Origin of the sequence: Defluviimonas aquaemixtae (assembly GCF_900302475.1) — a bacterium.
In the GTDB taxonomy this organism is placed as follows: Bacteria; Pseudomonadota; Alphaproteobacteria; order Rhodobacterales; family Rhodobacteraceae; genus Albidovulum; species Albidovulum aquaemixtae.
Window position 1 is genome coordinate 505,676 of sequence record NZ_OMOQ01000001.1, and the last position, 22,728, is coordinate 528,403.

Below are 22,728 nucleotides of genomic sequence, written 5' to 3' on the forward strand. Positions count from 1 at the left end.
GGACTAGACCAGCCGGGGGCGGGCAAGGCAAGGGCGTACCGGCCCCGCCCCTGCGCGATCAGGTCCAGCCGCCGATGATGCGCTGGTGAAGCGGGTTGAAGCCGAAACGGTAGGCCAGTTCGGCAGGGTGCTCGACATCCCAAATGGCGAGATCGGCGCGCTGGCCCGGCGCGATGGTGCCCCGATCCGAAAGGCCGAGGGCGCGGGCGGCATTGCACGTGACCCCGGAAAGCGCCTCTTCGGGCGTCATGCGGAAAAGCGTGCAGGCCATGTTCATCGCCAGAAGCAGCGAGTTCATGGGCGAGGAGCCGGGGTTGAGATCGGTGGCGACCGCCATGGGGACGTTATGCTTGCGGAAGAGCGCAATGGGCGGCGCCTGGGTTTCGCGCAAGGTGTAGAACGCGCCGGGCAGGATCACGGCGACGGATTTCGCCTCCGCCATCGCGCGGACGCCATCCTCGTCGAGATATTCGAGATGATCGGCCGACAGCGCCCCGTAGCCGGCAGCAATCGCCGCGCCGCCGAGATTCGACAGCTGCTCGGCATGAAGCTTGACCGGCAGGCCGAGCGCCTTCGCCACGTCGAAGACGCGAGCGATCTGTGCTGGCGAAAACGCGATACCTTCCGAAAAACCGTCGACCGCGTCGACCAGCCCTTCCTCATGCGCGGCCTTCAGCGCGGGGATGCACACTTCGTCGAGATACGCGTCGGCGCGATCCTTGTAGTCCGGCGGCACGGCATGGGCGCCGAGGAAGGTCGTTCGCACCTCGACGGGGCGCAGCGCCGGCAGCCGCCGTGCGGCGCGTAGCATCCTGAGCTCGGTGTCGATATCGAGCCCGTAGCCGGACTTGATCTCGATGACGGAGACTCCTTCGGCGATCAGGGCGTCGACCCGGGGCAGGGCCGAGGCGATCAGTTCGTCCTCGGTCGCGTCCCGCGTGGCGCGGACGGTGGAGACGATACCGCCGCCCGCCCGGGCAACCTCTTCGTAGCTTGCGCCGTGCAGCCGCATCTCGAACTCGTTCGCGCGGTTGCCGCCGTGGACAAGGTGGGTGTGGCAGTCGATGAGCGCGGGCGTCACCAGCCGTCCGCCAAGGTCGTGTCGCGGAAAGGCGGCGGTGGCGGCAGGAATGTCTGGGGAAGGGCCGGTCCAGAGGATGCCGTCCGGCGTCACCGCGATTGCGGCGTCTTCGATCAGACCGTAGGGCGCCTCGCCTGCCATCGTGGCGGCGCGGCAATTCGTGAAAAGGGCATTGGCCTGGCGCATGACTGTTTCTGACGGGGAACGGGCTGAATTCGCTTGTATGTCGGTGTCGGGAATATGTCTAGACATATTGGCGCGTAGCATATTATCCACGCGTTCCGGATCGGACCTGGTTGACGGCGCGCCCGGGCCGAAGGACCTTGGCGCCGGATGAGGGCCGCAGGGGGAGAAGATGGCAGCCAAAGTGACGCCGGACATGGTCGCGGCATTCGCCCGCGATGGCACGGTCCTGGTCAAGGGGCTCTGGAGCGATTGGGTCGACGTGATCCGCGCCGGAATCGAACGGAACATGTCCGAACCCGGGCCCTACGCGGCCGAGAACCTCAAGCCCGGCGAAGGCGGGCGGTTCTTCGACGATTACTGCAACTGGACGCGGATACCGGAATTCCGGGAGGTGATCATGGGGTCCGACGCCGCAGGGACCGCCGCCCGGCTCATGCAGTCGGAAACCGTCCAGCTCTTCCACGACCATGTCCTGGTGAAGGAGCCGGGCACGTCGAAGCCGACGCCCTGGCACCAGGACGGGCCCTACTATTTCGTCGAGGGCCGCCAGACGGTCAGCTTCTGGTCGCCCGTCGATCCGGTCCGCGAGGCGAGCCTGCGCTGCGTCGCCGGCTCGCATCTCTGGGAGAAGGAGGTGCTGCCGACGCGCTGGCTTTCGGAGGAGACCTTCTACCCCGACCCCGACGCCTACATGCCGGTGCCGGACCCCGATGCCGAGGGCATGCGCGTCCTCGAATGGGAGATGGAGCCGGGCGACGCGGTCGCCTTCGACTTCCGCACGCTCCACGGCGCGCGCGGCAACACGACGACGGCGCGCCGGCGCGCCTTCTCGCTCCGGCTCGTCGGCGACGACGCCCGCTATGCCGAGCGGCCGGGCCCCACCTCGCCGCCCTTTCCGGGCCACGGCATGAAACCGGGTGAGCGGCTGCGCGCGGACTGGTTTCCATTTTTGAGGGGTGGGGAGACGGGGTGAGGGATCGTGACGACTGAGATTCTGGATCGAGAGAGTTTGTTGCGTTGGCTGGAGACCGTCCCGCCTGCGGACGTCGCCAGAGTGGCTTTTCGCATAGCGGCAAGGGTTCTGCCGGTCGCGGAACTCGCCGTCTGGGATATGCAGAAACATAGTCACTTTGACAGAGACGCACCGCGCGCCGCCTTGGCCGCGATTCGCTCGGTCTTGCTTCTCCAGATAGTGGCCAACCGGCCCGCGGAGCTGTCAACTGAGCGTGTCATTTCATTCGTCGATCGAGCGGAGGAGGAATGGATCGGTCTGGAAGACACTTTCACCTCCACGAGTGCCGCGGCGCTTGCGGCGTCTCTGCATGGCTTGATATGTGCAATTCTCTACCGGCAGCCTGATGCGCATTTCACTAGGGACGATTCAAATAGCGTGCTTCGCAGCAAATCCAGTGTGGACGCCTTGGAGCACGCGCGATCATACGCAATCCATGCGCTGTATATAATCGCCCCCTTGCACGACCCGTACGGTCCCGAGGGGATCAACGATCTACTGTCCGAGTTCGAGTTGGTTAAGTCCAATCGATTGCCAAGCCTGACGCTTTCGGCACCTATTAGCGAACTTTGGGCAAAGGCTCGAAATGCATGGAGCTCTCGAGGAAGCGATTGGGATTTCTGGATCCGCTGGTATGAAGACCTGCTCGCGGGGCGGGAACCGGATTGGGCGCTTCTTAAACGGATAGCGCTGATTGACGATCAGGTCTGGGCGCAGGGAGCAGGGGCGGTGAATGCGGAAATCGGGCGACTGATCAAGGCAGTGCAACAAGAAAAGGCCGACCCCGACCGCGCCGTCGAGGACGCCGTCCGGACGATGTCACCGCCAAAGACCGCTGTAGCGAAAAAGGTCCGAACCGCAATCGAGGAACATCGCGATGCGCTGCCCCCGACCTTCGATGCAATCGAGGGCCTGATCGCTCTCGAAGTCGAGCATGAGCAGCGACGCAACTACACCGACGACTTCGATCTCGCCGAAGCGAAAAGGCGGATCGGCGTTCTGCTCGTGTTGCACTCCGCAATCACACGGCTGCGCGCGACGGTGCCCGCGACTGGTCCGGTGCCCACCGCAAACGCCGTTGAAGCGGAAAAGCTGCTTCGGCTCTATGGCCGAAAACTGTGCGAGCTGCCGCGCGCCAAGGTCGATGAGGTCGTGGAAGGCGTTTGGGGCACCGCCACGGGAGCTACGAAGGTTGGGCTCATTCTAGGGAGCGGAGCACTGGCGGGGTATTTCGGACTGCCCGCCCTGGGCGGCATGATTGCGGGCTCGATGGTTTTCGCTCCCAAAAACGCTGCAGAGGTTATCAAGGCCGCGAAGGAGTATCTTTCCACGTCGAATTAGATCTGTGCGCCTTGGCTCCTTCGCGATAGCAGGGCGCGACTGACCGAAGGCGGGCGGTGTTATTTGGGAGGCTCGGAATCGAGTCCTAGTCTGCGTGGGCGCAGGCTGAGGCGGTCGGGGCTTGCGGCCCCGCCGTCCAGGCACTAACCGTCTCGCCCATGACGATCGCCCTTCCCTCCGTCCGGGGACAACTCACCCCCAACCGGCCGCTGTCCGATCTGACCTGGCTGCGCGTCGGCGGGCCGGCGGAGTGGCTCTTTCAGCCGGCGGACGTTCAGGACCTCTGCGATTTTCTCGCCGGGCTTGATCCCGCCGTGCCGGTCTTCCCGATGGGTGTGGGGTCGAACCTCATCGTGCGGGATGGCGGCATAAGGGGCGTCGTGATCCGGCTCGGGCGCGGCTTCAACGGCATCGCGGTCGAGGGCGGACGGGTCACCGCCGGGGCGGCGGCGCTCGACGCCCATGTCGCGCGGAAGGCGGCGGAGGCGGGCGTCGATCTGACCTTCCTGCGCACGATCCCCGGTGCTGTCGGAGGAGCGGTGCGGATGAACGCGGGCTGCTATGGTTCCTACACCGCCGATCACTTCGTTCAGGCGACCGCGGTGTTGCGCGACGGTACGGTCCGGGTGTTTGGGCGGGGCGAGATGGGCTTCGCCTACCGCTCCTCGGCGCTTCCCGCGGATGCCGTCGTGATCGAGGCGGTCTTCGAGGGGGCCAGGGGCGACCCCGCCGCGCTTCAGGCGAAGATGGACGAGCAGATCGCGAAGCGCGATGCCTCGCAACCCGTCAGGGACCGCTCGGCGGGCTCGACCTTCCGCAATCCGGCCGGATTCTCTTCGACCGGGCGCGCGGACGACGTCCATGACCTCAAGGCCTGGAAGCTCATCGACGAGGCCGGCCTCAGGGGCGCGCGGCGGGGCGGCGCACAGATGAGCGAGAAGCATCCGAACTTCCTGATCAACACTGGCGGAGCCAGTGCGGCCGACCTTGAAGGGCTCGGCGAGGAGGTCCGAAAAAGGGTTTTCCAAATCAGCGGTTTGACGCTAGAGTGGGAAATCATGCGCGTGGGCGAAACTGCGCCCGAGGCAGACGCGTAGAACAACGATAGCGGTTCGAGAAAAGGACCGGAACGAGGCATCATTGGCGGGCAAGTCGAGCAGGACAGCCCCCAAAGTGGCGGTACTGATGGGTGGCCCTTCCGCAGAGCGGGAGGTGTCGCTGTCGAGCGGGCGCGAATGCGCCAACGCCCTGCGGGAGGCGGGATACGAGGTGGTCGAGGTCGATGCGGGCCGCGACCTGCCCGCTCGCCTGGCTGCCGCCAAACCGGATGTCTGCTTCAATGCACTCCACGGCCGATGGGGCGAGGACGGCTGCGTCCAGGGCATGCTGGAATGGCTCGGGCTGCCCTACACGCATTCGGGCGTGCTCGCCTCCGCGCTCGCGATGGACAAGACGCGGGCGAAGGACCTATTCCGCGCCGCCGGCCTGCCGGTCGTCGAGAGCCTGCTCGCGCCCAAGGAAGAGGTCATGGCGCGCCATGTCATGACGCCGCCCTATGTCGTGAAGCCGAATGCCGAAGGCTCCTCGGTCGGCGTCTATATCGTCAGCAAGGACGCCAATTCGCCGCCGCATCTCGGGCCCGAGATGCCCGAAATCGCGATGGTCGAGACCTACGTGCCGGGGCGCGAGCTGACGGTTTCGGTCCTCGGCGACCGGGCGCTGGGCGTGACCGAGATCATTTCGAACGGCTGGTACGACTACCATGCAAAATACGCCCCGGGCGGATCGCGGCATGTCTGCCCCGCCGAACTGCCAGGCGAGATCACAGACGCCTGCCGCGATTACGCTTTACGCGCGCACCGGGCGCTCGGCTGCCGGGGGCTGTCGCGCAGCGATTTCCGTTGGGACGAAGCGCGCGGGCTGTCGGGTCTCTTTATCCTGGAAATCAACACACAACCCGGCATGACGCCGACCTCGCTCAGCCCCGAACACGCCGCGGCGGAGGGGATGAGCTTTGCCGATCTCTGCGCCTGGATCGTGGAGGACGCCTCATGCGACCGCTGAGGGCCCCCGAGCGGCGCTATATCGGCGCGGAGCACCGCCGCGATCCGGCGCCGTCGCGGCTCGCCTACCGGATCGAGCGGCTGTGGCTGACCCCGGCCTTCCGGCTGGCCATGCGGGCCGGTGTACCATTCGTCCTCGCGCTGTCGGTCGCTGGCGGCTACCTGGCAGACGAGGACCGCCGCGCCGCCATCGGCACGAAGATCGCCGACACGCGGCAGAACATCGAGGAACGGCCGGAGTTCATGGTCAGCCTGATGGCGATCGACGGCGCGTCCGATCCGGTCGCCAATGCGATCCGGTCGATGGTGCCCGTTGACCTGCCCGAGTCGTCCTTCCGGCTCGACCTCGAAGCGATGCGCGCCACGATTGCCCAGATCGATGCGGTGGCCTCGGCCGAACTGAGGATCCGCAAGGGCGGCATCCTCCAGGTCACGGTGACCGAGCGCGAGCCCGCGATCCTTTGGCGCGGCGCGCGAGGCCTCGAGATGCTCGATGCGAAAGGCCACCGGGTGGCCACGCTTCTCGACCGTGCGGCGCGGCCCGACCTGCCGGTCATCGCGGGCGAGGGGGCGGACGACCATGTGCCGGAAGCGTTGGAGATTCTGGCCGCCGCGCAACCCGTCGGGGACCGCATCCGCGGCCTCGTCCGGCTCGGCGACCGGCGTTGGGACGTGGTGCTCGATCGCGATCAGCGCATCCTCCTGCCCGAGATCGACCCCGTGACCGCGCTTCAGGCAGTGATCGCGCTCAATACCGCGCAGGATGTGCTCGGACGCGATCTGACGTCGATCGACATGCGTAACCCCGACCGGCCCACAGTCCGGCTGGCCGAGGTCGAAGAGGAAACAACCGTGGATATGGAATCGAAGGTGTCAGGCCAATGACCGATCTCTACCAGTCCCAACGCGCCATGCGGAACATGCGCCGCGCCGCCATGCAGCGCGGGGTGATCGCGGTGCTCGATGTCGGATCGTCCAAGATTGCCTGCCTCGTCCTCAGGTTCGAAAATGCGGACGATGTCCGCGAGGATGGGCTCGGATCGCTTGCCGGTCAGTCGCAGTTCCGGGTGATCGGCGCGGCGACGACGCGGTCGCGCGGCGTGCGCTTCGGCGAGGTCGATGCGATGCAGGAGACCGAGCGCGCGATCCGCACCGCCGTTCAGGCCGCGCAGAAGATGGCCCAGACCCGGGTCGACCACGTCATCGCCTGCTTCTCGGGCGCGCAGCCGCGAAGCTACGGGCTGGCGGGCGAAATCCAGATCATGGACGGCCAGGTCAGCGAGCAGGACGTGGCCCGCGTGCTGTCCGCCTGCGACGTTCCGGACTTCGGGCAGGGGCGCGAGGTGCTGCACGCCCATCCGGTGAACTTCGCGATCGACCACCGCTCTGGCCTTGGCGATCCGCGCGGCCATGTGGGCAACAAGCTCGCGGCCGACATGCACCTGCTGACAATCGACACGGGCGCGGTGCAGAACCTCCTTTACTGCATTCGGCGCTGCGATCTGGAGATCGCCGGCCTCGCTTCCTCGGCTTACGTCTCGGGGCTGGCAAGTCTTGTGGAAGACGAACAGGAACTTGGCGCGGCCTGCATTGACATGGGCGGCGGCGCGACGGGGCTGTCGATCTTCATCAAGAAGCACATGATCTTCGCCGAGAGCGTGCGGCTTGGCGGCGACCACGTCACATCGGACATCTCCAAGGGGCTGCAGGTGCCGCTGGCGACGGCGGAACGGATCAAGACGATCCATGGCGGCGTGCAGGCGACCGGCATGGACGACCGCGAAATGATCGAGATCGGCGCCGATTGCGGCGACTGGGAAAAGGACCGCAGGAAGGTCAGCCGCACCGAGCTGATCGGGATCATGCGACCGCGTGTCGAGGAAATTCTCGAAGAGGTCCGGGTCATTCTCGATGCGGCCGGATTCGATCAGCTGCCTTCGCAGCAGATCGTGCTCACGGGCGGGGCGAGCCAGATCCCCGGACTTGACATGCTGGCCGCGCGAATCCTCGGCCAAAACGTGCGACTCGGCCGTCCTCTGCGCGTTCAGGGGCTGCCTCAGGCGGCGACCGGGGCCGCGTTTTCCTCAACCGTGGGCCTCTGCCTGTTCGCGGCACACCCGCAAGACGAGTGGTGGGACTTCGAGATTCCAACCGAAAGATACCCTGCGCGCTCGCTGCGCAGAGCCGTGAAATGGTTTAAAGACAACTGGTAACCGCATTATCTTGAGAGGTAGGCGAAATGCCGCTTAACTGCCAAACGAGAACCCCACATTTTGTAGCGAAAGGGCGTTTTTTTCGTGACCTATCGGGATTCACTCACTAAAATCGCGTCAATGCGGGACAAGGCGGCCGGGGACAGGCCAGGGACATACAGGCGGACAAGAAAATGACATTGAATCTGATGATCAACGAACGCGAAGACCTCAAGCCGCGCATCACCGTGTTCGGCGTGGGTGGTGCCGGCGGCAACGCCGTCAACAACATGATCGAGCAGCAGCTGGAAGGTGTGGAGTTCGTCGTCGCGAATACCGACGCCCAGGCGCTGGCGCAAAGCCACTCGAACGCCCGCATCCAGATGGGCGTGAAAGTGACCGAGGGGCTCGGCGCGGGCGCGCGTCCGTCGGTCGGCGCCGCCGCTGCCGAGGAGACGATCGAGGAGATCGTCGATCACCTCGCGGGCGCGCACATGTGTTTCATTACGGCCGGTATGGGTGGGGGCACCGGCACCGGGGCGGCGCCGATCATCGCGCAGGCTGCGCGCGAGCTCGGCGTGCTGACCGTCGGCGTCGTCACCAAGCCTTTCCAGTTCGAGGGCGCCAAGCGCATGCGCCAGGCCGATGACGGTATCGAGGCGTTGCAGAAGGTGGTCGATACGCTGATCATCATTCCGAACCAGAACCTGTTCCGTCTGGCCAACGAGAAGACGACATTCACCGAGGCCTTCGCGCTGGCCGACGACGTGCTGTACCAGGGCGTCAAGGGCGTGACCGACCTGATGGTCCGGCCGGGCCTCATCAACCTCGACTTCGCCGATGTCCGCGCTGTAATGGACGAGATGGGCAAAGCAATGATGGGCACCGGCGAAGCCTCGGGCGAGGATCGCGCGATCCAGGCCGCCGAGAAAGCCATCGCCAACCCGCTTCTCGACGAAATCAGCTTGAAGGGTGCCAAGGGCGTGCTCATCAACATCACCGGTGGCACGGACTTGACGCTCTTCGAGCTGGACGAAGCCGCAAACCGCATCCGCGAAGAGGTGGATGCCGACGCCAACATCATCGTGGGCTCCACGCTCGACGACAGCATGGAAGGCGTGATGCGCGTCTCTGTCGTGGCCACGGGGATCGACGCGTCGATGTCGCAGGTCGAGGTGCCCGCACCGCGCCGCCGTCTCGCCGAACCGCTCCAGACCGCTGTGTCGATCGAGCACAAGGAGGACGATGACGCCGCGGCCCCCGCGATTGCGGCGGCCAATGCACCGGTCGCAACCCCCGCCGCTGCAGCGACACCGGCAGCCGCCCGCGAGGCGCGCGCCGAAGAGCGCGAAGAGGAGCGCACTCTGTTCGACGCTGAGAGTGCCGGCGGCGATCTGCCGCCGCCTGCCTACCGGCCCGAATCCGCCCAGCCGGCGCAGGCGCAGAACCTGCATGTCGACGACGACCCGCAGGCTTTCGTCGCGCCCCGTCCGCGCTCGCCCGGCACGCCGACGCCCGAGGCGCTCGCCCGGCTTCAGGCCGTGGTCAACCGCCAACCGGGCCAGCAGGCACCGCAACAACGCGCTGCCGCTGAACAGCAACCGCGCCCTGCCGCACAGGCGCCGCAGCGGGCGGCCGAGAAGCCGCGTTTCGGCATCAACACGCTTCTGAACCGCATGGCCGGCCACGCCGCCGAGCATCCCGAGAGGGCAGCACCGCCGCTCCGCCAGCAGCCCAGGGTGAGCGCGGCCTATGACGAGGACGTCGAGGTCGATCCCGATCAGGAACGGATCGAGATCCCGGCTTTCCTGCGGCGTCAGGCGAACTGAAATCCGGTCACAAATCGCACTGAGGGGGTCGACGCAGGTCGACCTCTTTTCTTTTTTTGATCAATATGTTGAGGCCTCTCTCTCATGTGACTGGCAACCCCCCGCCGACGTTTCTTCGAATTGTTACATTCGGTTGCAAAGAGTGAGTTGAGCTTCCCCGCGGCGACGACTACCTGAATGCCACCGGACGTTCCGCCCTTCCGGCGGTGTGAGGTAGACGGTGCAGACGACGTTGCGATCTTCGGTGACTTTCACGGGCCGCGGCCTTCATTCGGGCCGTCGCGTCCGAATGACCGTGCACCCTGCCTCGGCCGAATACGGTATCTGGTTCCGCCGCACCGACGTGGTTGGCGCCGACCCAATGGTGCAGGCGCATTGGTCCGCCGTGTCGAACGCGACGCTCTGCACGGTCATTTCCAACGCCGCCGGAACCTCGGTGTCGACGATCGAACATCTGATGGCCGCGCTCGCGGGCTGCGGCATCCACAACGCGCTGATCGAGATCGACGGGCCGGAAGTGCCCATCCTCGACGGCTCTGCCGCGCCGTTCGCCTCTGCCTTCCTCGCGCGCGGCATCCGGGAACATCGGGCGGCGCTCAGGCTGTTTGAAATCCTTCAGCCGGTCGAAGTACGCAATGGCGCCGCGCTAGCACGGCTCGAACCCGCGCCCGCGCTCGAGATCGGTTTCAGCATCGATTTCGCCGATGCCGCGATCGGGCGCCAGGAGAAGCGTCTCGTCATGGCCAACGGCGCCTTCCTGCGCGAACTGTCCGACAGCCGTACCTTCTGCCGCCAGGCCGACGTGGAGGCGATGCGCGCCAATGGCCTCGCGCTCGGCGGCACGCCGGGTGAAAACGCAGTGGTCTTTGATGGCGATCGGGTGCTCAGCCCCGGCGGGCTCCGCCATTCCGACGAGCCGGTGCGCCACAAGATGCTCGACGCGCTCGGGGACCTCGCGCTCGCCGGCGCGCCTATCCTTGGGCGCTACACGGGCGTTCGGGCGGGTCATGCAATGACCAACCAACTGCTCCGTTCGCTCTTCGCCGATCCGCGGAACTTCCGCATCGTCGAATGCAGCCCCGAGCAGCGCCGCCTCCTTCCCGGCGCCTCGATCAGCCGTGCCGATATTCCGGCGGTCGCCTGACCGCGGCGGACCTGCGCGATTGGCGTTTTGCGCAGCGGTTTTTTCTGTGCTAGACGAAGCGGACACGACGCGGTACGACCCGCGGAGAGGTCGCCTTGCGGCGCGAGAAACGTGAAGGCAGAACGGGATAGGCGGGTTATGGGTCGGGTCAGAATAGCGGCCAATCTGTTGGGCGGCCTGACACTTGCCGCGCTCGTGGCCGCCTGCGGTGGAAGCCGCGAACCCGATTTCGAGCAGCTCGACGCGGAACAGATATACAAGCTCGGCGAATACCAGCTGGAGACCTCGCGCAGGGGCGAGGACGCGGTGACCTATTTCGCCGAGGTCGAGCGGCTCTATCCCTATTCCGAGTGGGCCAAGCGGGCGCTGATCATGCAGGCGTTCGCCTATCACAAGGACCGCGACTACGAGAACAGCCGCGCCACCGCGCAGCGCTATATCGACACCTATCCCGCCGAGGAGGACGCGGCCTATGCCAAATACCTCCTCGCGCTCAGCTACTACGACCAGATCGACGAGGTCGGCCGCGACCAGGGCCTGACCTTCCAGGCGCTTCAGGCGCTCCGCGCGGTGATTGAGGAATATCCCGACAGCGACTATGCGCGCTCGGCGATCCTGAAGTTTGACCTCGCCTTCGATCATCTCGCGGCGAAGGAGATGGAGATCGGGCGCTACTATCTGAAGCGCCGGCATTTCTCGGCCGCGATCAACCGCTTCCGCGTCGTGGTGGAGAACTTCCAGACCACGACCCACGTGCCCGAGGCTTTGCACCGGCTGGTCGAAGGCTACCTGTCGCTGGGTCTGACGGACGAGGCGCAGACGGCGGGCGCGATCCTCGGCCACAACTTCCAGTCGACCGAATGGTATCAGGACAGCTTCGCGCTCCTGACCGGGCGGGGGCTCAGACCCGAGGTGAAGGGCGACAGCTGGCTCGCCAAGGTCTATCGCCAGGTCATCCGGGGCGAATGGCTGTGACGGTGCGCTGAAGCGCACCCTACGGGGGGCAGGGATGCTTCGGTCGCTTGTAATCCGCGACATGCTGATCATCGACCGGCTCGATCTCGACTTTCGGCCGGGGCTGAATGTGCTGACCGGCGAGACCGGGGCTGGCAAGTCGATCCTTCTCGATTGCCTTGGCTTCGTCATGGGCTGGCGCGGGCGGGCGGAGTTGGTCCGTCCGGGCGCCCCGCAGGGCGAGGTAACCGCTGTCTTCGACCTGCCCGAAGGGCATGCGGCGCGAGCGGTCCTGGCCGAAGCCGGGCTCGAGACCGGGGATGAGCTGATCCTGCGCCGGGTGAACGCGGCGGACGGCCGCAAGACCGCCTGGGTAAACGACCGCCGGACCTCGGGCGAGGTTCTGCGCGCGCTGTCGGATACCCTCGTGGAGCTTCACGGCCAGCATGACGATCGCGGCCTTCTCAATCCCCGCGGCCACCGCCAGCTCCTGGATGCCTTCGCCGGGGTCGACCTCGCGCCGGCGCGGCGCGCCTGGAGGGCGCGCGCGGCTGCCCGGAAAGCGCTCGCCGAGGCCGAGACTCAGCTTGCGGAGATGCAGACCGAGGAGGATTTCCTGCGCCATGCGGTGGACGAGCTCGACCGGCTGGACCCCAAAGCCGGCGAGGACGCGGCGCTCGATCAACGCCGCCGGATGATGCAGGCGGGCCAGCGGATCCGGGAAGACATCGCCCGCGCGGCGCAGGCGCTCGGGACCGAGGGCGCCGAGGGGCTGATGTCCGACGCCGCGCGCTGGCTCGATGGCGCGGCGGAGAAGGCGGAAGGCCGGCTCGACGAGCCGATCGCGGCGCTCGGGCGCGCGATCACCGAACTTGGAGAGGCGGCGCAGGGCGTCGGGACCTGCCTCGAGGCGCTGAGCTTCGATCCGCGCGAGATGGAGGCGGTCGAGGAACGGCTTTTCGCGATCAGGGGGCTAGCCCGCAAGCACGCCGTATTGGCGGACGACCTCGGCAGCCTGGCGGACGAGCTCAGGTCGCGGCTGGCCGCGCTCGATGGCGGGGCGGAGAATATCCGCGCGCTCGCGGAGGCGGCGGATGCGGCGTCCACCAACTACGACATGGTGGCCGCTGCGATCGGCGCGGAGCGTCGGACGGCGGCGAAGGCGCTCGACGCTGCGGTTTCAGCCGAGCTTGTGCCTCTGAAGATGGACCGGGCCCATTTCGTCACAGACCTATCGGAAGGCGAGGAGGGCCCCGAGGGCCGCGACCAGGTGGCCTTCACCGTCGCGACCAATCCCGGCGCGCCGCCGGGGCCTCTGAACCGCATCGCCTCGGGGGGCGAATTGTCGCGCTTCCTCCTCGCGCTCAAGGTCGTGCTGGCGCGTGGCGGCGAGGCGGTGACGATGATCTTCGATGAGATCGACCGTGGCGTGGGCGGCGCGACCGCCGACGCGGTGGGCCGACGGCTCGCACGGCTCGCGCAGTCCGCGCAGATCCTCGTCGTCACGCATTCGCCGCAGGTCGCCGCGCGAGGCGCCCATCACTGGCGGGTGGAGAAGCGCATCGGGGCGGAGTTGACGACCTCGATCGTCACGCCGCTTGCACCCGACGCGCGGGTGGACGAACTGGCGCGCATGCTCTCTGGCGAGAACGTGACCGACGCCGCCCGGGAGGCCGCCCGCGCGCTTCTGGCCGGCTGAGCACAATCAAATCGAGGCGCCCCAAGGGGCGCCAAGAGATATCTCGCGCCCCGCTGCCGCAGGGCGCTCGGATCTGCCTCCGCCGGAGGCCGCCCTGAGCCACCGCGCGGCACGCGCGTTGGCGAGGCAACAGGAATGGCCCGGAACGGGCCGCAACTGGATCGGCGCGCCGGGGGCAGGGGCGCTCCCTTGCCCTCTCAGGGCGTTTCGCATAAGCGGGTGCGAACGAGCCAATCGTGCGAGACAGTGATGCGCCTTTCCCGTTATTTCCTTCCTGTGCTCAAGGAAAACCCCGCCGAGGCTCAGATCGTGAGCCATCGCTACATGCTGCGCGCGGGCATGATCAAGCAGCAGGCGGCGGGCATTTATTCGTGGCTCCCGCTCGGTTTCAGGGTGCTGAAGCGGATCGAAGAGATCGTGCACGAGGAGCAAATCCGCGCGGGCCACATCCCGCTTCTGATGCCGACCCTGCAGCCCGCCGATCTCTGGCGCGAATCCGGGCGCTACGAGGACTATGGCGAGGAGATGCTGCGCATCACCGACCGGCACAAGCGCGACCTACTCTACGGCCCCACGAACGAGGAGATGATCACCGACATCTTCCGCGCTCATATCGGCTCTTACAAGGACCTGCCGCTGACGCTCTACCACGTCCAATGGAAGTTCCGCGACGAGATCCGCCCGCGTTTCGGCGTCATGCGCGGCCGCGAATTCTACATGAAGGACGGCTACAACTTCGATCTGACCAAGGAAGACGCGCTGCACGCCTACAACCGCCATTTGGTGAGCTATCTCAGGACCTATGAGCGGATGGGGCTTCAGGCGATCCCGATGCGGGCGGATTCCGGCCCGATCGGCGGCGACGACACGCACGAATTCCTCGTCCTCGCCGACACCGGCGAGAGCGAGGTCTTCTACGACAGCAAGGTCACCGATATCCACCTCGGAAGCCGCGAAATCGACTATGACAGCCACGAAGAGTGCCGGTCCGTGATGGAGGAGTTCACCGCGCTCTATGCCCGCACCGACGAAACCCATGACGAGGCGCGGTTCAACGAACGCGTCCCGGCAGAGCGGCAGCGCCGCGCGCGCGGCATCGAGGTCGGCCAGATCTTCTATTTCGGCACCAAGTATTCCGAACCCATGGGCGCCACGGTCGTCAACGACAAGGGCGAGCGTGCGCCGGTCCACATGGGTTCGCACGGGATCGGGGTCAGCCGTCTCGCCGGCGCGATCATCGAGGCATCGCACGACGACAAGGGCATCATCTGGCCCGAGGGCGTCACGCCCTTCCATTGCGGCATCGTCAATCTCAAGCAGGGCGATGCGGCGACCGACGGCGCCTGCGGCGAGATCTACGGGGCGCTCACGGCGAAGGGGCTCGAGCCGCTCTATGACGACCGCGATGAGCGGGCGGGAGCGAAATTCGCGACGATGGACATGATCGGCCTGCCTTGGCGCATAACGGTGGGTCCGCGGGGGCTCGCCTCCGGCAAGGTCGAACTGACCTCTCGCCGCACCGGCGAGAGCGAGGAGATGACGCCCGAAGCTGCGGTCGCGCGCATCGAGGAGATCTATGCAGGCGCCTGACGGCTTGGCCGCGCCGACTGTGGCATCGCCGCGCCACAGCGCGCGAGACGTTTCGCATTGCGTGATGGAACCGCTTGCGGTGCGATGCGCGGCTCGGGCAGAGTTTCGGCGTGTCGGAGAGAGAGGGCGCTAGCGTGCTGAAGATGCTGAGCCTTGCGGGCGGGATGGCGGGTGCCGTCGGACTGTCGCAATTTCCCGAGTTCTCTCAGCAGTATCTTCAGCGACTCGCAGGGAAAGTCGACGCGCTGGCGCAGGTGACCGCGGATTTCGACGCCTCGGCCGACAAGGCGGGACTCAGCCGCGAGGAGGCGCTCGCCTCGATGGCGGGCACCGAGTTTCTCGGCTACCGGCAGGAGGACATGCGCCGCGCCTTCGCGCGCTTCACCCAGCTGTCTTCCGACCTCACGCTCCTGCGCGAGACGGGGCCGGTCGAGCGGGTGCTTCTGCCGCACCGCTTCGCCGACACCGAGCTACTGGAGGCGACCTGGGGCGACTTCAAGCCGGCGATGCCAGTGACCGCGGCGGGCGTCACGACCGCCGGGGCGGGGTTCGTGGGAGGATGGCTGGCGATCGGCGCGATGTTGTCGCTTCTGTTCGCGCCGTTCCGCCGCCGCCGCTACGAATAGCGTCAGTTCACGAGCCCGGCCTTCGTCAGATAGTCGGCCATGCCTTCGACATTCATGGGCCTCCAGTCGTCGTACTGGCTCCAGCCGGCATAGTCGTCCATCTTGACCTCGGCTTTCAGCTCGTCGATGCTCTTGCCATCCTTCAGCCCCGAGAGCACAGCTTCGCGCAGCGCCTCGATATACTCCCGGGTCGCGCCGACCTCTTCATGCGTGCCCACGCGGCCGTGGCCGGGCGCGAAGACCTCGAAATCGAGGCTCTCGGCCATTTCGATCTGTTTGGCCCAGTCGTCGATATTTGCGCCGCCGAAATTCTGCCACGGCAGGCGTTCGGGCGCGGCCACATCGACGATGAACGCGACGTTTTCGGGGCGCACGACGACAGCGATCATGTCCTCGCCATGGCCGGGGCCGAGATGGGTCAGCTCGAACGTCTTGCCGCCGAGGTCGAAGGAATGCGTATCGCCGATGCGTTCGGTGGGGGCGACGCCGTCGATCTCGGCCGGCGCGTTCTCGTGCGCGATCACATGGGCCCCCTCGAAGACTGCGCCGCCCGAGGCGTGATCACCATGGGAATGCGAATAGATGAGATGCGTGACTGGCTGGTCAGTGATCTGGTTCAAGTTGTCCTTCAGCCAGCCCGACGCATCGGCATTGATGGGGTCAACCACGACGGTGCCTTCGGTGGTCGGCACGACGAGCGCGAAATGAAAGTTGTTCTGGAATCGGTAGACGTCGCCCGTGACATTCTGAATTTCGCGCGTCGCTTCTTGGGCGAGCGCCGAGGTCGAGAGCGCAAGGGTTGCACAGATCGCGAGGGTCGTCCGTTTCATGTCGTCCTCCTCTGCTGATGGGTGCCGATGATGCGAAGGCAGTCCCGCCGCGACAACCGTCGGGGTCATCACGATAGGGTGAGCGCGGCGCGCATCGGCGGCGCTCCGCGCCTTGACCCGGCCGGGCATTCGGCGCATGTCTCGCCGCGAACAAGGACAGGAGCAGAATTTGGCCACCGCGCCGTTTTCCCGGTTCGAATTCCTGATCGCCTGGCGCTACCTGCGCGCGCGCCGCGCAGAGGGTGGCGTCAGCGTCATGACATGGATCAGCCTCGTCGGCATCGCGCTCGGCGTGATGGCGCTCGTCGCGACGATGGCCGTCCGGGCAGGGTTCCGCACCGAATTCGTGGGAACGATCCTCGGCGCGAATTCGCATGTCGAGATCGGCAACTACGCCTATGTCGGCGAGAATGGCGTCCGGACGACGGCACTTACCGACTACGCGGCGCTGACCGAGCGTATTGCCGCCATTCCCGGCGTCGCGCGCGCCAATCCGCGCGTCTCGGGCTTCGCGATGGCGACATTCGGCGACCGCTCGAATGTGGGTGAGGTCTTCGGTGTCACGGGGGATGTGCTTGCCCAGCTCCCGACCTTCGCGGGTGCGCCACAGGCGCTCGGCGACATCGCGCGCTTCGACGAGGGCATCGCCATCGGGGCCGAGATCGCCCGCGAACTGGGCGTGGGGCCCGGCGACAGGGTCAAGCTGATCCAGCCGAACGGCGTCAAGACCGCGTTCGGCGTCAGCCCGCGCGTCAACGTCTACGAGGTCGTCTACATCTTCTCGGCCGGCCGATCCGACGTCGACAAGACCCGAATCTACATGCCCTTCGCCGAGGCGCAGGCCTATTTCAACCGCGAGGGCGCAGCCGACCAGATCGAGGTCTATCTCGACGATCCCGAGGCGCTCGACGCCTTGGTGCCGGCGCTGGCGGAAGCGGCAGGCGAGGGGCGTTTTGTCTGGAGCTGGAAGGACCGGGCCGGGGCGTTCCTGAACGCGCTCGCCATCGAGGATGACGTGATGTTCGTGATCCTCACGCTCATCGTGCTGATCGCGGCGCTGAACATCACCTCGGGCCTCGTGATGCTCGTCAAGAACAAGGGCCGTGACATCGGCATCCTGAGGACGATGGGACTGACCGAGGGCTCCGTCTTGCGCGTCTTCTTCCTGTGCGGCGCCTTCACCGGCGTCATCGGCACAATCGCAGGCGTGCTCCTCGGTGCGCTCATCGCGTGGAACATCGACCCGATCATGTCGGCGATCAACTACATGACCGGCGGCGGCGCATGGGACCCCTCGATCCGTGGCATCTATCGGCTTCCGGCGGAACTTCGCGCCTGGGATGTGGGCCGCGCGGTGGCCTTGTCGCTGACGCTCTCGTTCATAGTGACGATCTTCCCCGCCCGCCGCGCCGCGCGGATGAACCCGGTCGAGGCGCTGCGTTATGAGTGAAGCCGTTCTGGACTTGCGCAGGATCGAGAAATCCTATCTCCGCGGCACGCCGGGCGAGGTCACGGTGCTGACCGGCCTCGATCTGAGCGTCGCCCCGGGCGAGGTTGTCGCGCTCGTCGCGCCGTCGGGGGCGGGCAAGTCCACGCTCCTCCATATCGCGGGGCTTCTCGATTCCGCCGACGCCGGCACGGTTGCGATATCTGGCCGCGAGATGACCGGGCTTTCGGACCGCGCGCGCACCGCCGTGCGACGCGAGGATGTGGGCTTTGTCTACCAGTTCCATCACCTCCTGCCGGAATTCAGCGCGCTCGAGAACATCGTGCTTCCGCAACTTGCGAATGCCGTGCCGCAGACCGAAGCCGCGGCGCGGGCCCGAAAGCTTCTTGACGCGGTGGGTATCGCGCCGCGCGCCGATCACCGGCCGGCCGAGCTTTCAGGGGGCGAGCAGCAGCGTGTGGCGTTCTGCCGCGCGCTCGCCAACGCGCCGAAGCTCCTCCTGGCCGACGAGCCCACGGGCAACCTCGACCCGGCCACGGCCGAGCAGGTCTTCGGCACGCTCATGGAGCTTGTCCGCGACACGGGCCTTTCGGCGCTGATCGCCACGCACAACCTCGAGCTTGCAGCGCGATTGGACCGCGTCGTCCGGCTCGCGAATGGCCGGCTGAGCTAACGCGGAAGGAAACGAACCATGCCGCTTATCCTCATCACGGAAATCGAGGCGCGCTCCAAAGAGGCGCTCATACGCTATGGCGCCTCGGGCTGGATCGCAGCTGAGGTCGCGCGCGCCGTCGGCCGGGCGGAGGCCACGGGCAACGTGATCTGCGGGCTCTACTACCTTGAAAGCTACTGCCAGCAGCTCGCCACGGGCCGCGTCAAAGGCGACGTTGAGCCTTTGGTGACCCGCCCAAGGCCCGGCTCAGTCCGCGTCGACGCCAGGATGGGCTTCGCCCAGCCAGCCTTCGCGCGCGCCTTGCCTCAGGCGCTGGCGGCGGCGCGCGACTGCGGCACCGCCTCGCTTGCCGTCGGCCACGCCCATACCTGCACCTCGCTCGGTTATTTCACCGAGCAGATCGCCGAAGCGGGGATGATCGCCCTCGGCTTCACGAACGCCTCGCCCATCGTCGCGGCACCCGGCGGCAAGCGGCGTGTGGTCGGCACCAACCCAATCGCCTTTTCGGTCCCGGACGGGCAGGGCGGAATCGCCATGCAGTTCGACTTCTCGACCTCCGCCGTGGCGCTTGGAAAGATCACGATGGCCAAGGCGGCGGGCCAGCCGATCCCGCTCGGCTGGGCCGTCGATGCCGAAGGAAACCCGACCACCGACCCCGAGGCGGCCCTTGCCGGCGCTCTCGTCTCGGCGGGCGGGCACAAGGGCTGGGGCTTCGGCCTGATGGCTGAGCTTCTGGCGGCGGGAATGACGGGGGGCGTCAATTCCATCGACGTTCGGCCCCTGAAGGCGCCCGAAGGGCCGCCGCACGATCTTGGGCAGTTCTATCTGCTGATCGACCCCGCGCTGTCTCCCGAATTTGGCGCCCGTTTCACCCGCCTGGCCGAGGTCATCGCCGCGGACGAGGGCGCGCGGCTTCCCGGCGCGCGGCTTGTGGGGCGCGACGCCGCCGATGTGCCGGAGCAGCTCTGGCAGTCCGTGCTCAAATTCGCAGGCGCTATCTGATCAGGATCAAGGTGCGCCCGACGGCCCCGCGCGAGACTGTCCGCATCAAGAACGGAGAGCCCGCATGCGCGCCCTTGCCCTGATGATTTGCTTCGCCGCCGGTCCTGCGCTCGGCCAGGACGCCACGGCGCTGGGGCATGACACGTTTCTCGGCTCCTGTGCCGCTTGTCACGGTGCCGAGGCGAAAGGGGGCGGCCCGATGGCCGACCTTTTGAACGTCGACATGCCCGACCTGACGCGGATCAGCACCCGCAATGGCGGCGAGTTTCCGTGGCTGAGGATCGTTCACATCGTCGACGGGCGCACGGGGCTCAGGGCGCATGGCGGTCCGATGCCGGTCTTCGGGGCGCTCTTCACCGGCGACAGCGCGGTGAACGACGCGCGCGACGGCACGCCGGTGATCACCTCCGCCCGGGTGCTCGCTGTCGTGGATTATCTCGCCGCGATCCAAGAGGCGCCTTGAGGCCCATGCGGGTGAAGGGCGGGGCAAAGTGATGCGAAACGGGCAGGAGGCGAAGATGATCCGGACCATGACCACGATCGCGGCGGCGCTGGCGGCGCTGGCGGCCTGCGCTCCGGAGCGGCAGGTATCCGGCCGGGCGCTTTATGCCGAATACTGCACCTCCTGCCACGGGCCGGGAGGCCGCGGCGACGGTCCGGCGGCGGAGGGGCTCGGCAAGCGGCCCGCCGACCTTACCGGAATCGCAGCCCGGAACGGCGGCACGTTCCCGATGGTCGCGGTAATGTCCACCATCGATGGCTACACGCGCCGGGGCGACCGGTCCTCGGTCATGCCCGAACTCGGCATTGCCCTTCAGGAAGGCCCGCTCGTCCTCATCGAGACCGAGCCGGGCAACACGACGCCCACGCCGGCCAATCTCGTAGCGCTGGCCGAGTACCTGACACGCCTTCAGCGATAGCGCCTATCTCAGCTCGACGATGGACTTGCCAAGCCGGAACGGCGCGGCGAACGCGACGAGGCAGAGGGCGAGCACCTGCAGGGTCAGGATCTCGGAACTCTCCTGCAGGAACTCCCATTCGTCCCGCAGATGCATGACCTCGTCGATGAGCTCCTCGTAGGACCGCGCAATCACCTGATACTCGGCGGCGACTCCGGCGACGCTCGGCGCCTGGCGCAGCAGCGCCACGGCGGCGCGGGTCGCCTCATCTTCGGCGGCGAAGGCAAGGAATTCGGCCTCGTCGAAGGTCGCCATTTCCTTCTCCATCATGTCTGCGCCGGAGTCGGGCGCGCCGAAGAAAAGGTGCAGGCCCTGCAGCGGGGCGGCGCGCTCGGTCACCGCGATGAAGAGGGGAAGCTCGCTGTTGCCGGCGGTCGAGGCGGAGAGGAACTCCACCTTGTCGCAGAGGTCGCGGATCGGGGCGCGGAAGGCGGCGGCGGGGTGGTCGACTTCGCAATGAGCGAGCCGGAAACGGGCAGCGTCGCGGTCGAATTCGCGCGTCGCGGCGTAAGCGATGTCGATCTGGCGCTCGAGCTGCGAGGAGTCGGCGGTGTAGACCCCCGCAACCACCGCCGTCAGCGCGCCGAGCCCGCCGAGGACGACCCAGAGCACGTCGGCGTATTTCCAGGCTCTCTGCGAGGCGTGGCTGCGGAAGAGGAAGGCGGTGAAGATGCTGCCGATGAGGAAGCAGATGAGGATGAGCGGCAACTGGTTGTCGTTGATGAATTGCATGGGCCGCAGACTCTCGCGTTCAGGCCTTGGGCGATTTGCCCCTCCGCCATCCGTACAGCATCCGTATGGCGAGCGTACAGCATCCGGGCTGACGGGAGTACTTCCTCGCCGACCCGCCGCCGCGGTATCGCGGCCGGGGGGTTTCGTGTAGCGTGGCCGCTTACTTCAATGGAGGGACTGGGAATGCACATTACAATCACGACCTTTGACTATCCCGACGGCAAGCGCGGCGAGATCGAGGCGTTCTGCAAGTCGATCGCCGACAGGGTGAAGGCGCTCGGGCCGAAGACCTCGGTTCTGGTCGACCTCGGCGAGGGAACGGCGGCCAATGTCGCGATCTATGCCGACGCAGCGGCGGCGGAGCGTGGCGGCGAAGGCGCGATGGCGCTATACGAGGCGGCGGGCAAGGCAGGGCTCATCACGCCCGGCACGGTCAACCGCCGGCATGGGGACGTGCTTTTCGACTATCTGAAGTGAGGCCGGCGGGGCGGCGTCCGGACCGGCGCGCCGCCCGCGCCTTCCGTCACTTGGGCTTCTTGCCCGCGATCGCGGCGTCGGTCTTGCCGGGATTCGTGGCGGCGGCCGGGGTCTTGGCCTTCTCCTTCTTCGGCTTCTTGGCCTCGCGGTTGCCGCGGCTCTTTTCCTTGGACATGGAGATTCCCTTTGGCGTGAGTTCCGCCCGGCTTATGCCGGACGGTCCGTTGCTCCAGGGGGGTGTCAAGGGAGCCTGACCGTCGAGGGTCAGGGCGATGATCCCGATGGGCAGCAGGTGGCGCGGGCGGCCCGGTATCGCTGCCGGAGCGCCGCTCCTGCGAGGGGAAATCTAGCGCAGCCGCGGGAGGCTGCAAGGGGCATGTGAGGGCCTGGGGAGATATAAGCGGAAATTGCCCCGGCCGAAGCCTTCGGCCGCGTCTTGCGGCAGCGGCCGGAGAGGTTCATCCTCGGACCCTGGCTCAGCGAGGGAGGACGCGATGGGACTCTACCAGGCAATGGATAAGGCGCTTCAGGACCGCGACGCGGAGGCCTATATCGGCCTTCTGCACGACGATTACCGGTTCGTCCGCCACCAGAGCGGCGAGACGATGGACAGGGCCGCGATGGCGGAGTTGATCCGGCGCATGATGGCGGACGACGCGGTCGAGGTCCGCGACCAGCGGCTGATCTACGAGAACGCAGAGATCCTGGTCGAGCATTCGGTGATGGACTTCCCCGACGGCACCCGCGAGGCGGTGATGGGCGTGCACACGCTGAAGGACCGCAAGATCCTCAGGACCGAGACCGGCGCGACGCTGTTGAAGACGTAGCGTCGGCACGGGCGGGCGTTGCCGGGCGGCGGGGTGAACCCCGCCCTGTGAAAGTGTGCGTTCG

General features: G+C 66.8%; 23 protein-coding genes. 19 read left to right on the plus strand and 4 right to left on the minus strand.

The window, feature by feature from the left end; all coding sequences use genetic code 11:
• Positions 1 to 58: 58 nt before the first annotated feature.
• Entirely contained in the window at positions 59 to 1,267 is a 1,209-nt protein-coding gene (gene hutI, locus DEA8626_RS02500; protein ID WP_108851482.1) for an imidazolonepropionase, read from the minus strand.
• 169 nt (positions 1,268 to 1,436) lie between these two features.
• Between hutI and DEA8626_RS02505 the strand changes: the two genes are divergently transcribed.
• The 12 genes from DEA8626_RS02505 (at position 1,437) to DEA8626_RS02560 (ending at position 15,717) form a co-directional block, all read left to right on the plus strand.
• Positions 1,437 to 2,240, plus strand: coding sequence for a phytanoyl-CoA dioxygenase family protein (locus DEA8626_RS02505; RefSeq protein ID WP_108851483.1), 804 nt, complete (start codon positions 1,437 to 1,439; stop codon positions 2,238 to 2,240).
• Between the two features lie 6 nt (positions 2,241 to 2,246).
• On the plus strand, positions 2,247 to 3,620 hold the full coding sequence (locus DEA8626_RS02510; protein ID WP_108851484.1) for a hypothetical protein: 1,374 nt from the start codon (positions 2,247 to 2,249) through the stop codon (positions 3,618 to 3,620).
• Between the two features lie 158 nt (positions 3,621 to 3,778).
• Positions 3,779 to 4,717: a UDP-N-acetylmuramate dehydrogenase gene (gene murB, locus DEA8626_RS02515; RefSeq protein ID WP_108851485.1), complete on the plus strand. Its 939-nt coding sequence runs from the start codon at positions 3,779 to 3,781 to the stop codon at positions 4,715 to 4,717.
• Between the two features lie 43 nt (positions 4,718 to 4,760).
• Positions 4,761 to 5,684: a D-alanine--D-alanine ligase gene (locus tag DEA8626_RS02520; RefSeq protein ID WP_108851486.1), complete on the plus strand. Its 924-nt coding sequence runs from the start codon at positions 4,761 to 4,763 to the stop codon at positions 5,682 to 5,684.
• The gene (locus tag DEA8626_RS02525; protein WP_108851487.1) at positions 5,672 to 6,568 is read left to right on the plus strand and encodes a cell division protein FtsQ/DivIB; all 897 of its coding nucleotides are present in this window, start codon (positions 5,672 to 5,674) and stop codon (positions 6,566 to 6,568) included. Before DEA8626_RS02520 ends, DEA8626_RS02525 begins: the two co-directional genes overlap by 13 nt.
• Entirely contained in the window at positions 6,565 to 7,896 is a 1,332-nt protein-coding gene (ftsA, locus tag DEA8626_RS02530; RefSeq protein WP_108851488.1) for a cell division protein FtsA, read from the plus strand. The genes DEA8626_RS02525 and ftsA overlap by 4 nt, the downstream gene beginning before the upstream one ends.
• Positions 7,897 to 8,069: 173 nt before the next feature.
• A complete protein-coding gene (gene ftsZ / locus DEA8626_RS02535; RefSeq protein WP_108851489.1) occupies positions 8,070 to 9,704 on the plus strand; it encodes a cell division protein FtsZ in 1,635 nt (544 codons plus the stop codon).
• A 220-nt stretch (positions 9,705 to 9,924) separates the two neighbouring features.
• Entirely contained in the window at positions 9,925 to 10,848 is a 924-nt protein-coding gene (lpxC, locus tag DEA8626_RS02540) for a UDP-3-O-acyl-N-acetylglucosamine deacetylase (RefSeq protein ID WP_108851490.1), read from the plus strand.
• Between the two features lie 138 nt (positions 10,849 to 10,986).
• Positions 10,987 to 11,823, plus strand: a complete 837-nt coding sequence (locus DEA8626_RS02545) for an outer membrane protein assembly factor BamD (RefSeq protein ID WP_108851491.1) — start codon at positions 10,987 to 10,989, stop codon at positions 11,821 to 11,823.
• A 34-nt stretch (positions 11,824 to 11,857) separates the two neighbouring features.
• A complete protein-coding gene (recN, locus tag DEA8626_RS02550; protein WP_108851492.1) occupies positions 11,858 to 13,501 on the plus strand; it encodes a DNA repair protein RecN in 1,644 nt (547 codons plus the stop codon).
• Positions 13,502 to 13,750: 249 nt separating this feature from the next.
• Positions 13,751 to 15,091, plus strand: a complete 1,341-nt coding sequence (gene proS, locus DEA8626_RS02555; protein ID WP_108851493.1) for a proline--tRNA ligase — start codon at positions 13,751 to 13,753, stop codon at positions 15,089 to 15,091.
• A 110-nt stretch (positions 15,092 to 15,201) separates the two neighbouring features.
• Positions 15,202 to 15,717: a DUF2937 family protein gene (locus tag DEA8626_RS02560; RefSeq protein WP_245890721.1), complete on the plus strand. Its 516-nt coding sequence runs from the start codon at positions 15,202 to 15,204 to the stop codon at positions 15,715 to 15,717.
• Positions 15,718 to 15,719: 2 nt separating this feature from the next.
• On the opposite strand, the gene DEA8626_RS02565 is transcribed toward DEA8626_RS02560, so the two are convergent.
• Positions 15,720 to 16,547: an MBL fold metallo-hydrolase gene (locus DEA8626_RS02565; RefSeq protein ID WP_181366333.1), complete on the minus strand. Its 828-nt coding sequence runs from the start codon at positions 16,545 to 16,547 to the stop codon at positions 15,720 to 15,722.
• A gap of 136 nt (positions 16,548 to 16,683) precedes the next feature.
• Between DEA8626_RS02565 and DEA8626_RS02570 the strand changes: the two genes are divergently transcribed.
• The 5 genes from DEA8626_RS02570 to DEA8626_RS02590 all read left to right on the plus strand — a co-directional run bounded on the left by DEA8626_RS02570 (position 16,684) and on the right by DEA8626_RS02590 (position 20,589).
• Positions 16,684 to 17,997, plus strand: a complete 1,314-nt coding sequence (locus DEA8626_RS02570) for a lipoprotein-releasing ABC transporter permease subunit (RefSeq protein WP_438502425.1) — start codon at positions 16,684 to 16,686, stop codon at positions 17,995 to 17,997.
• Positions 17,990 to 18,667, plus strand: a complete 678-nt coding sequence (locus tag DEA8626_RS02575) for an ABC transporter ATP-binding protein (protein ID WP_108851496.1) — start codon at positions 17,990 to 17,992, stop codon at positions 18,665 to 18,667. Before DEA8626_RS02570 ends, DEA8626_RS02575 begins: the two co-directional genes overlap by 8 nt.
• An 18-nt stretch (positions 18,668 to 18,685) precedes the next feature.
• Positions 18,686 to 19,669 carry an Ldh family oxidoreductase gene (locus DEA8626_RS02580; protein WP_108851497.1) on the plus strand — a complete coding sequence of 328 codons (984 nt, stop codon included), beginning with the start codon at positions 18,686 to 18,688 and terminating at the stop codon, positions 19,667 to 19,669.
• A gap of 64 nt (positions 19,670 to 19,733) precedes the next feature.
• Positions 19,734 to 20,132, plus strand: coding sequence for a c-type cytochrome (locus DEA8626_RS02585; RefSeq protein WP_108851498.1), 399 nt, complete (start codon positions 19,734 to 19,736; stop codon positions 20,130 to 20,132).
• Positions 20,133 to 20,187: 55 nt separating this feature from the next.
• On the plus strand, positions 20,188 to 20,589 hold the full coding sequence (locus DEA8626_RS02590; protein WP_108853289.1) for a c-type cytochrome: 402 nt from the start codon (positions 20,188 to 20,190) through the stop codon (positions 20,587 to 20,589).
• 3 nt (positions 20,590 to 20,592) lie between these two features.
• On the opposite strand, the gene DEA8626_RS02595 is transcribed toward DEA8626_RS02590, so the two are convergent.
• Positions 20,593 to 21,360, minus strand: a complete 768-nt coding sequence (locus tag DEA8626_RS02595; protein ID WP_108851499.1) for a hypothetical protein — start codon at positions 21,358 to 21,360, stop codon at positions 20,593 to 20,595.
• A 183-nt stretch (positions 21,361 to 21,543) separates the two neighbouring features.
• Here DEA8626_RS02595 and DEA8626_RS02600 point away from each other — a divergent pair, with 183 nt between their 5' ends.
• The gene (locus DEA8626_RS02600; protein ID WP_108851500.1) at positions 21,544 to 21,837 is read left to right on the plus strand and encodes a hypothetical protein; all 294 of its coding nucleotides are present in this window, start codon (positions 21,544 to 21,546) and stop codon (positions 21,835 to 21,837) included.
• Positions 21,838 to 21,883: 46 nt separating this feature from the next.
• On the opposite strand, the gene DEA8626_RS21540 is transcribed toward DEA8626_RS02600, so the two are convergent.
• A complete protein-coding gene (locus DEA8626_RS21540; protein ID WP_281261482.1) occupies positions 21,884 to 22,012 on the minus strand; it encodes a hypothetical protein in 129 nt (42 codons plus the stop codon).
• Positions 22,013 to 22,331: 319 nt separating this feature from the next.
• Here DEA8626_RS21540 and DEA8626_RS02605 point away from each other — a divergent pair, with 319 nt between their 5' ends.
• Positions 22,332 to 22,664 (plus strand): nuclear transport factor 2 family protein, encoded by a 333-nt coding sequence (locus tag DEA8626_RS02605; RefSeq protein WP_108851501.1) that lies wholly within the window; start codon positions 22,332 to 22,334, stop codon positions 22,662 to 22,664.
• Positions 22,665 to 22,728 lie beyond the last annotated feature (64 nt).

Coding starts and splice junctions, on each gene's coding strand:
- hutI (WP_108851482.1), bottom strand. CDS start 1,267: ATGCGCCAGGCCAATGCCCTTTTCACGAATTGCCGCGCCGCCACGATG.
- DEA8626_RS02505 (WP_108851483.1), top strand. CDS start 1,437: ATGGCAGCCAAAGTGACGCCGGACATGGTCGCGGCATTCGCCCGCGAT.
- murB (WP_108851485.1), top strand. CDS start 3,779: ATGACGATCGCCCTTCCCTCCGTCCGGGGACAACTCACCCCCAACCGG.
- DEA8626_RS02525 (WP_108851487.1), top strand. CDS start 5,672: ATGCGACCGCTGAGGGCCCCCGAGCGGCGCTATATCGGCGCGGAGCAC.
- ftsA (WP_108851488.1), top strand. CDS start 6,565: ATGACCGATCTCTACCAGTCCCAACGCGCCATGCGGAACATGCGCCGC.
- ftsZ (WP_108851489.1), top strand. CDS start 8,070: ATGACATTGAATCTGATGATCAACGAACGCGAAGACCTCAAGCCGCGC.
- DEA8626_RS02545 (WP_108851491.1), top strand. CDS start 10,987: ATGGGTCGGGTCAGAATAGCGGCCAATCTGTTGGGCGGCCTGACACTT.
- recN (WP_108851492.1), top strand. CDS start 11,858: ATGCTTCGGTCGCTTGTAATCCGCGACATGCTGATCATCGACCGGCTC.
- proS (WP_108851493.1), top strand. CDS start 13,751: ATGCGCCTTTCCCGTTATTTCCTTCCTGTGCTCAAGGAAAACCCCGCC.
- DEA8626_RS02565 (WP_181366333.1), bottom strand. CDS start 16,547: ATGAAACGGACGACCCTCGCGATCTGTGCAACCCTTGCGCTCTCGACC.
- DEA8626_RS02570 (WP_438502425.1), top strand. CDS start 16,684: ATGTCTCGCCGCGAACAAGGACAGGAGCAGAATTTGGCCACCGCGCCG.
- DEA8626_RS02575 (WP_108851496.1), top strand. CDS start 17,990: ATGAGTGAAGCCGTTCTGGACTTGCGCAGGATCGAGAAATCCTATCTC.
- DEA8626_RS02580 (WP_108851497.1), top strand. CDS start 18,686: ATGCCGCTTATCCTCATCACGGAAATCGAGGCGCGCTCCAAAGAGGCG.
- DEA8626_RS02585 (WP_108851498.1), top strand. CDS start 19,734: ATGCGCGCCCTTGCCCTGATGATTTGCTTCGCCGCCGGTCCTGCGCTC.
- DEA8626_RS02590 (WP_108853289.1), top strand. CDS start 20,188: ATGATCCGGACCATGACCACGATCGCGGCGGCGCTGGCGGCGCTGGCG.
- DEA8626_RS02595 (WP_108851499.1), bottom strand. CDS start 21,360: ATGCAATTCATCAACGACAACCAGTTGCCGCTCATCCTCATCTGCTTC.
- DEA8626_RS02600 (WP_108851500.1), top strand. CDS start 21,544: ATGCACATTACAATCACGACCTTTGACTATCCCGACGGCAAGCGCGGC.
- DEA8626_RS21540 (WP_281261482.1), bottom strand. CDS start 22,012: ATGTCCAAGGAAAAGAGCCGCGGCAACCGCGAGGCCAAGAAGCCGAAG.
- DEA8626_RS02605 (WP_108851501.1), top strand. CDS start 22,332: ATGGGACTCTACCAGGCAATGGATAAGGCGCTTCAGGACCGCGACGCG.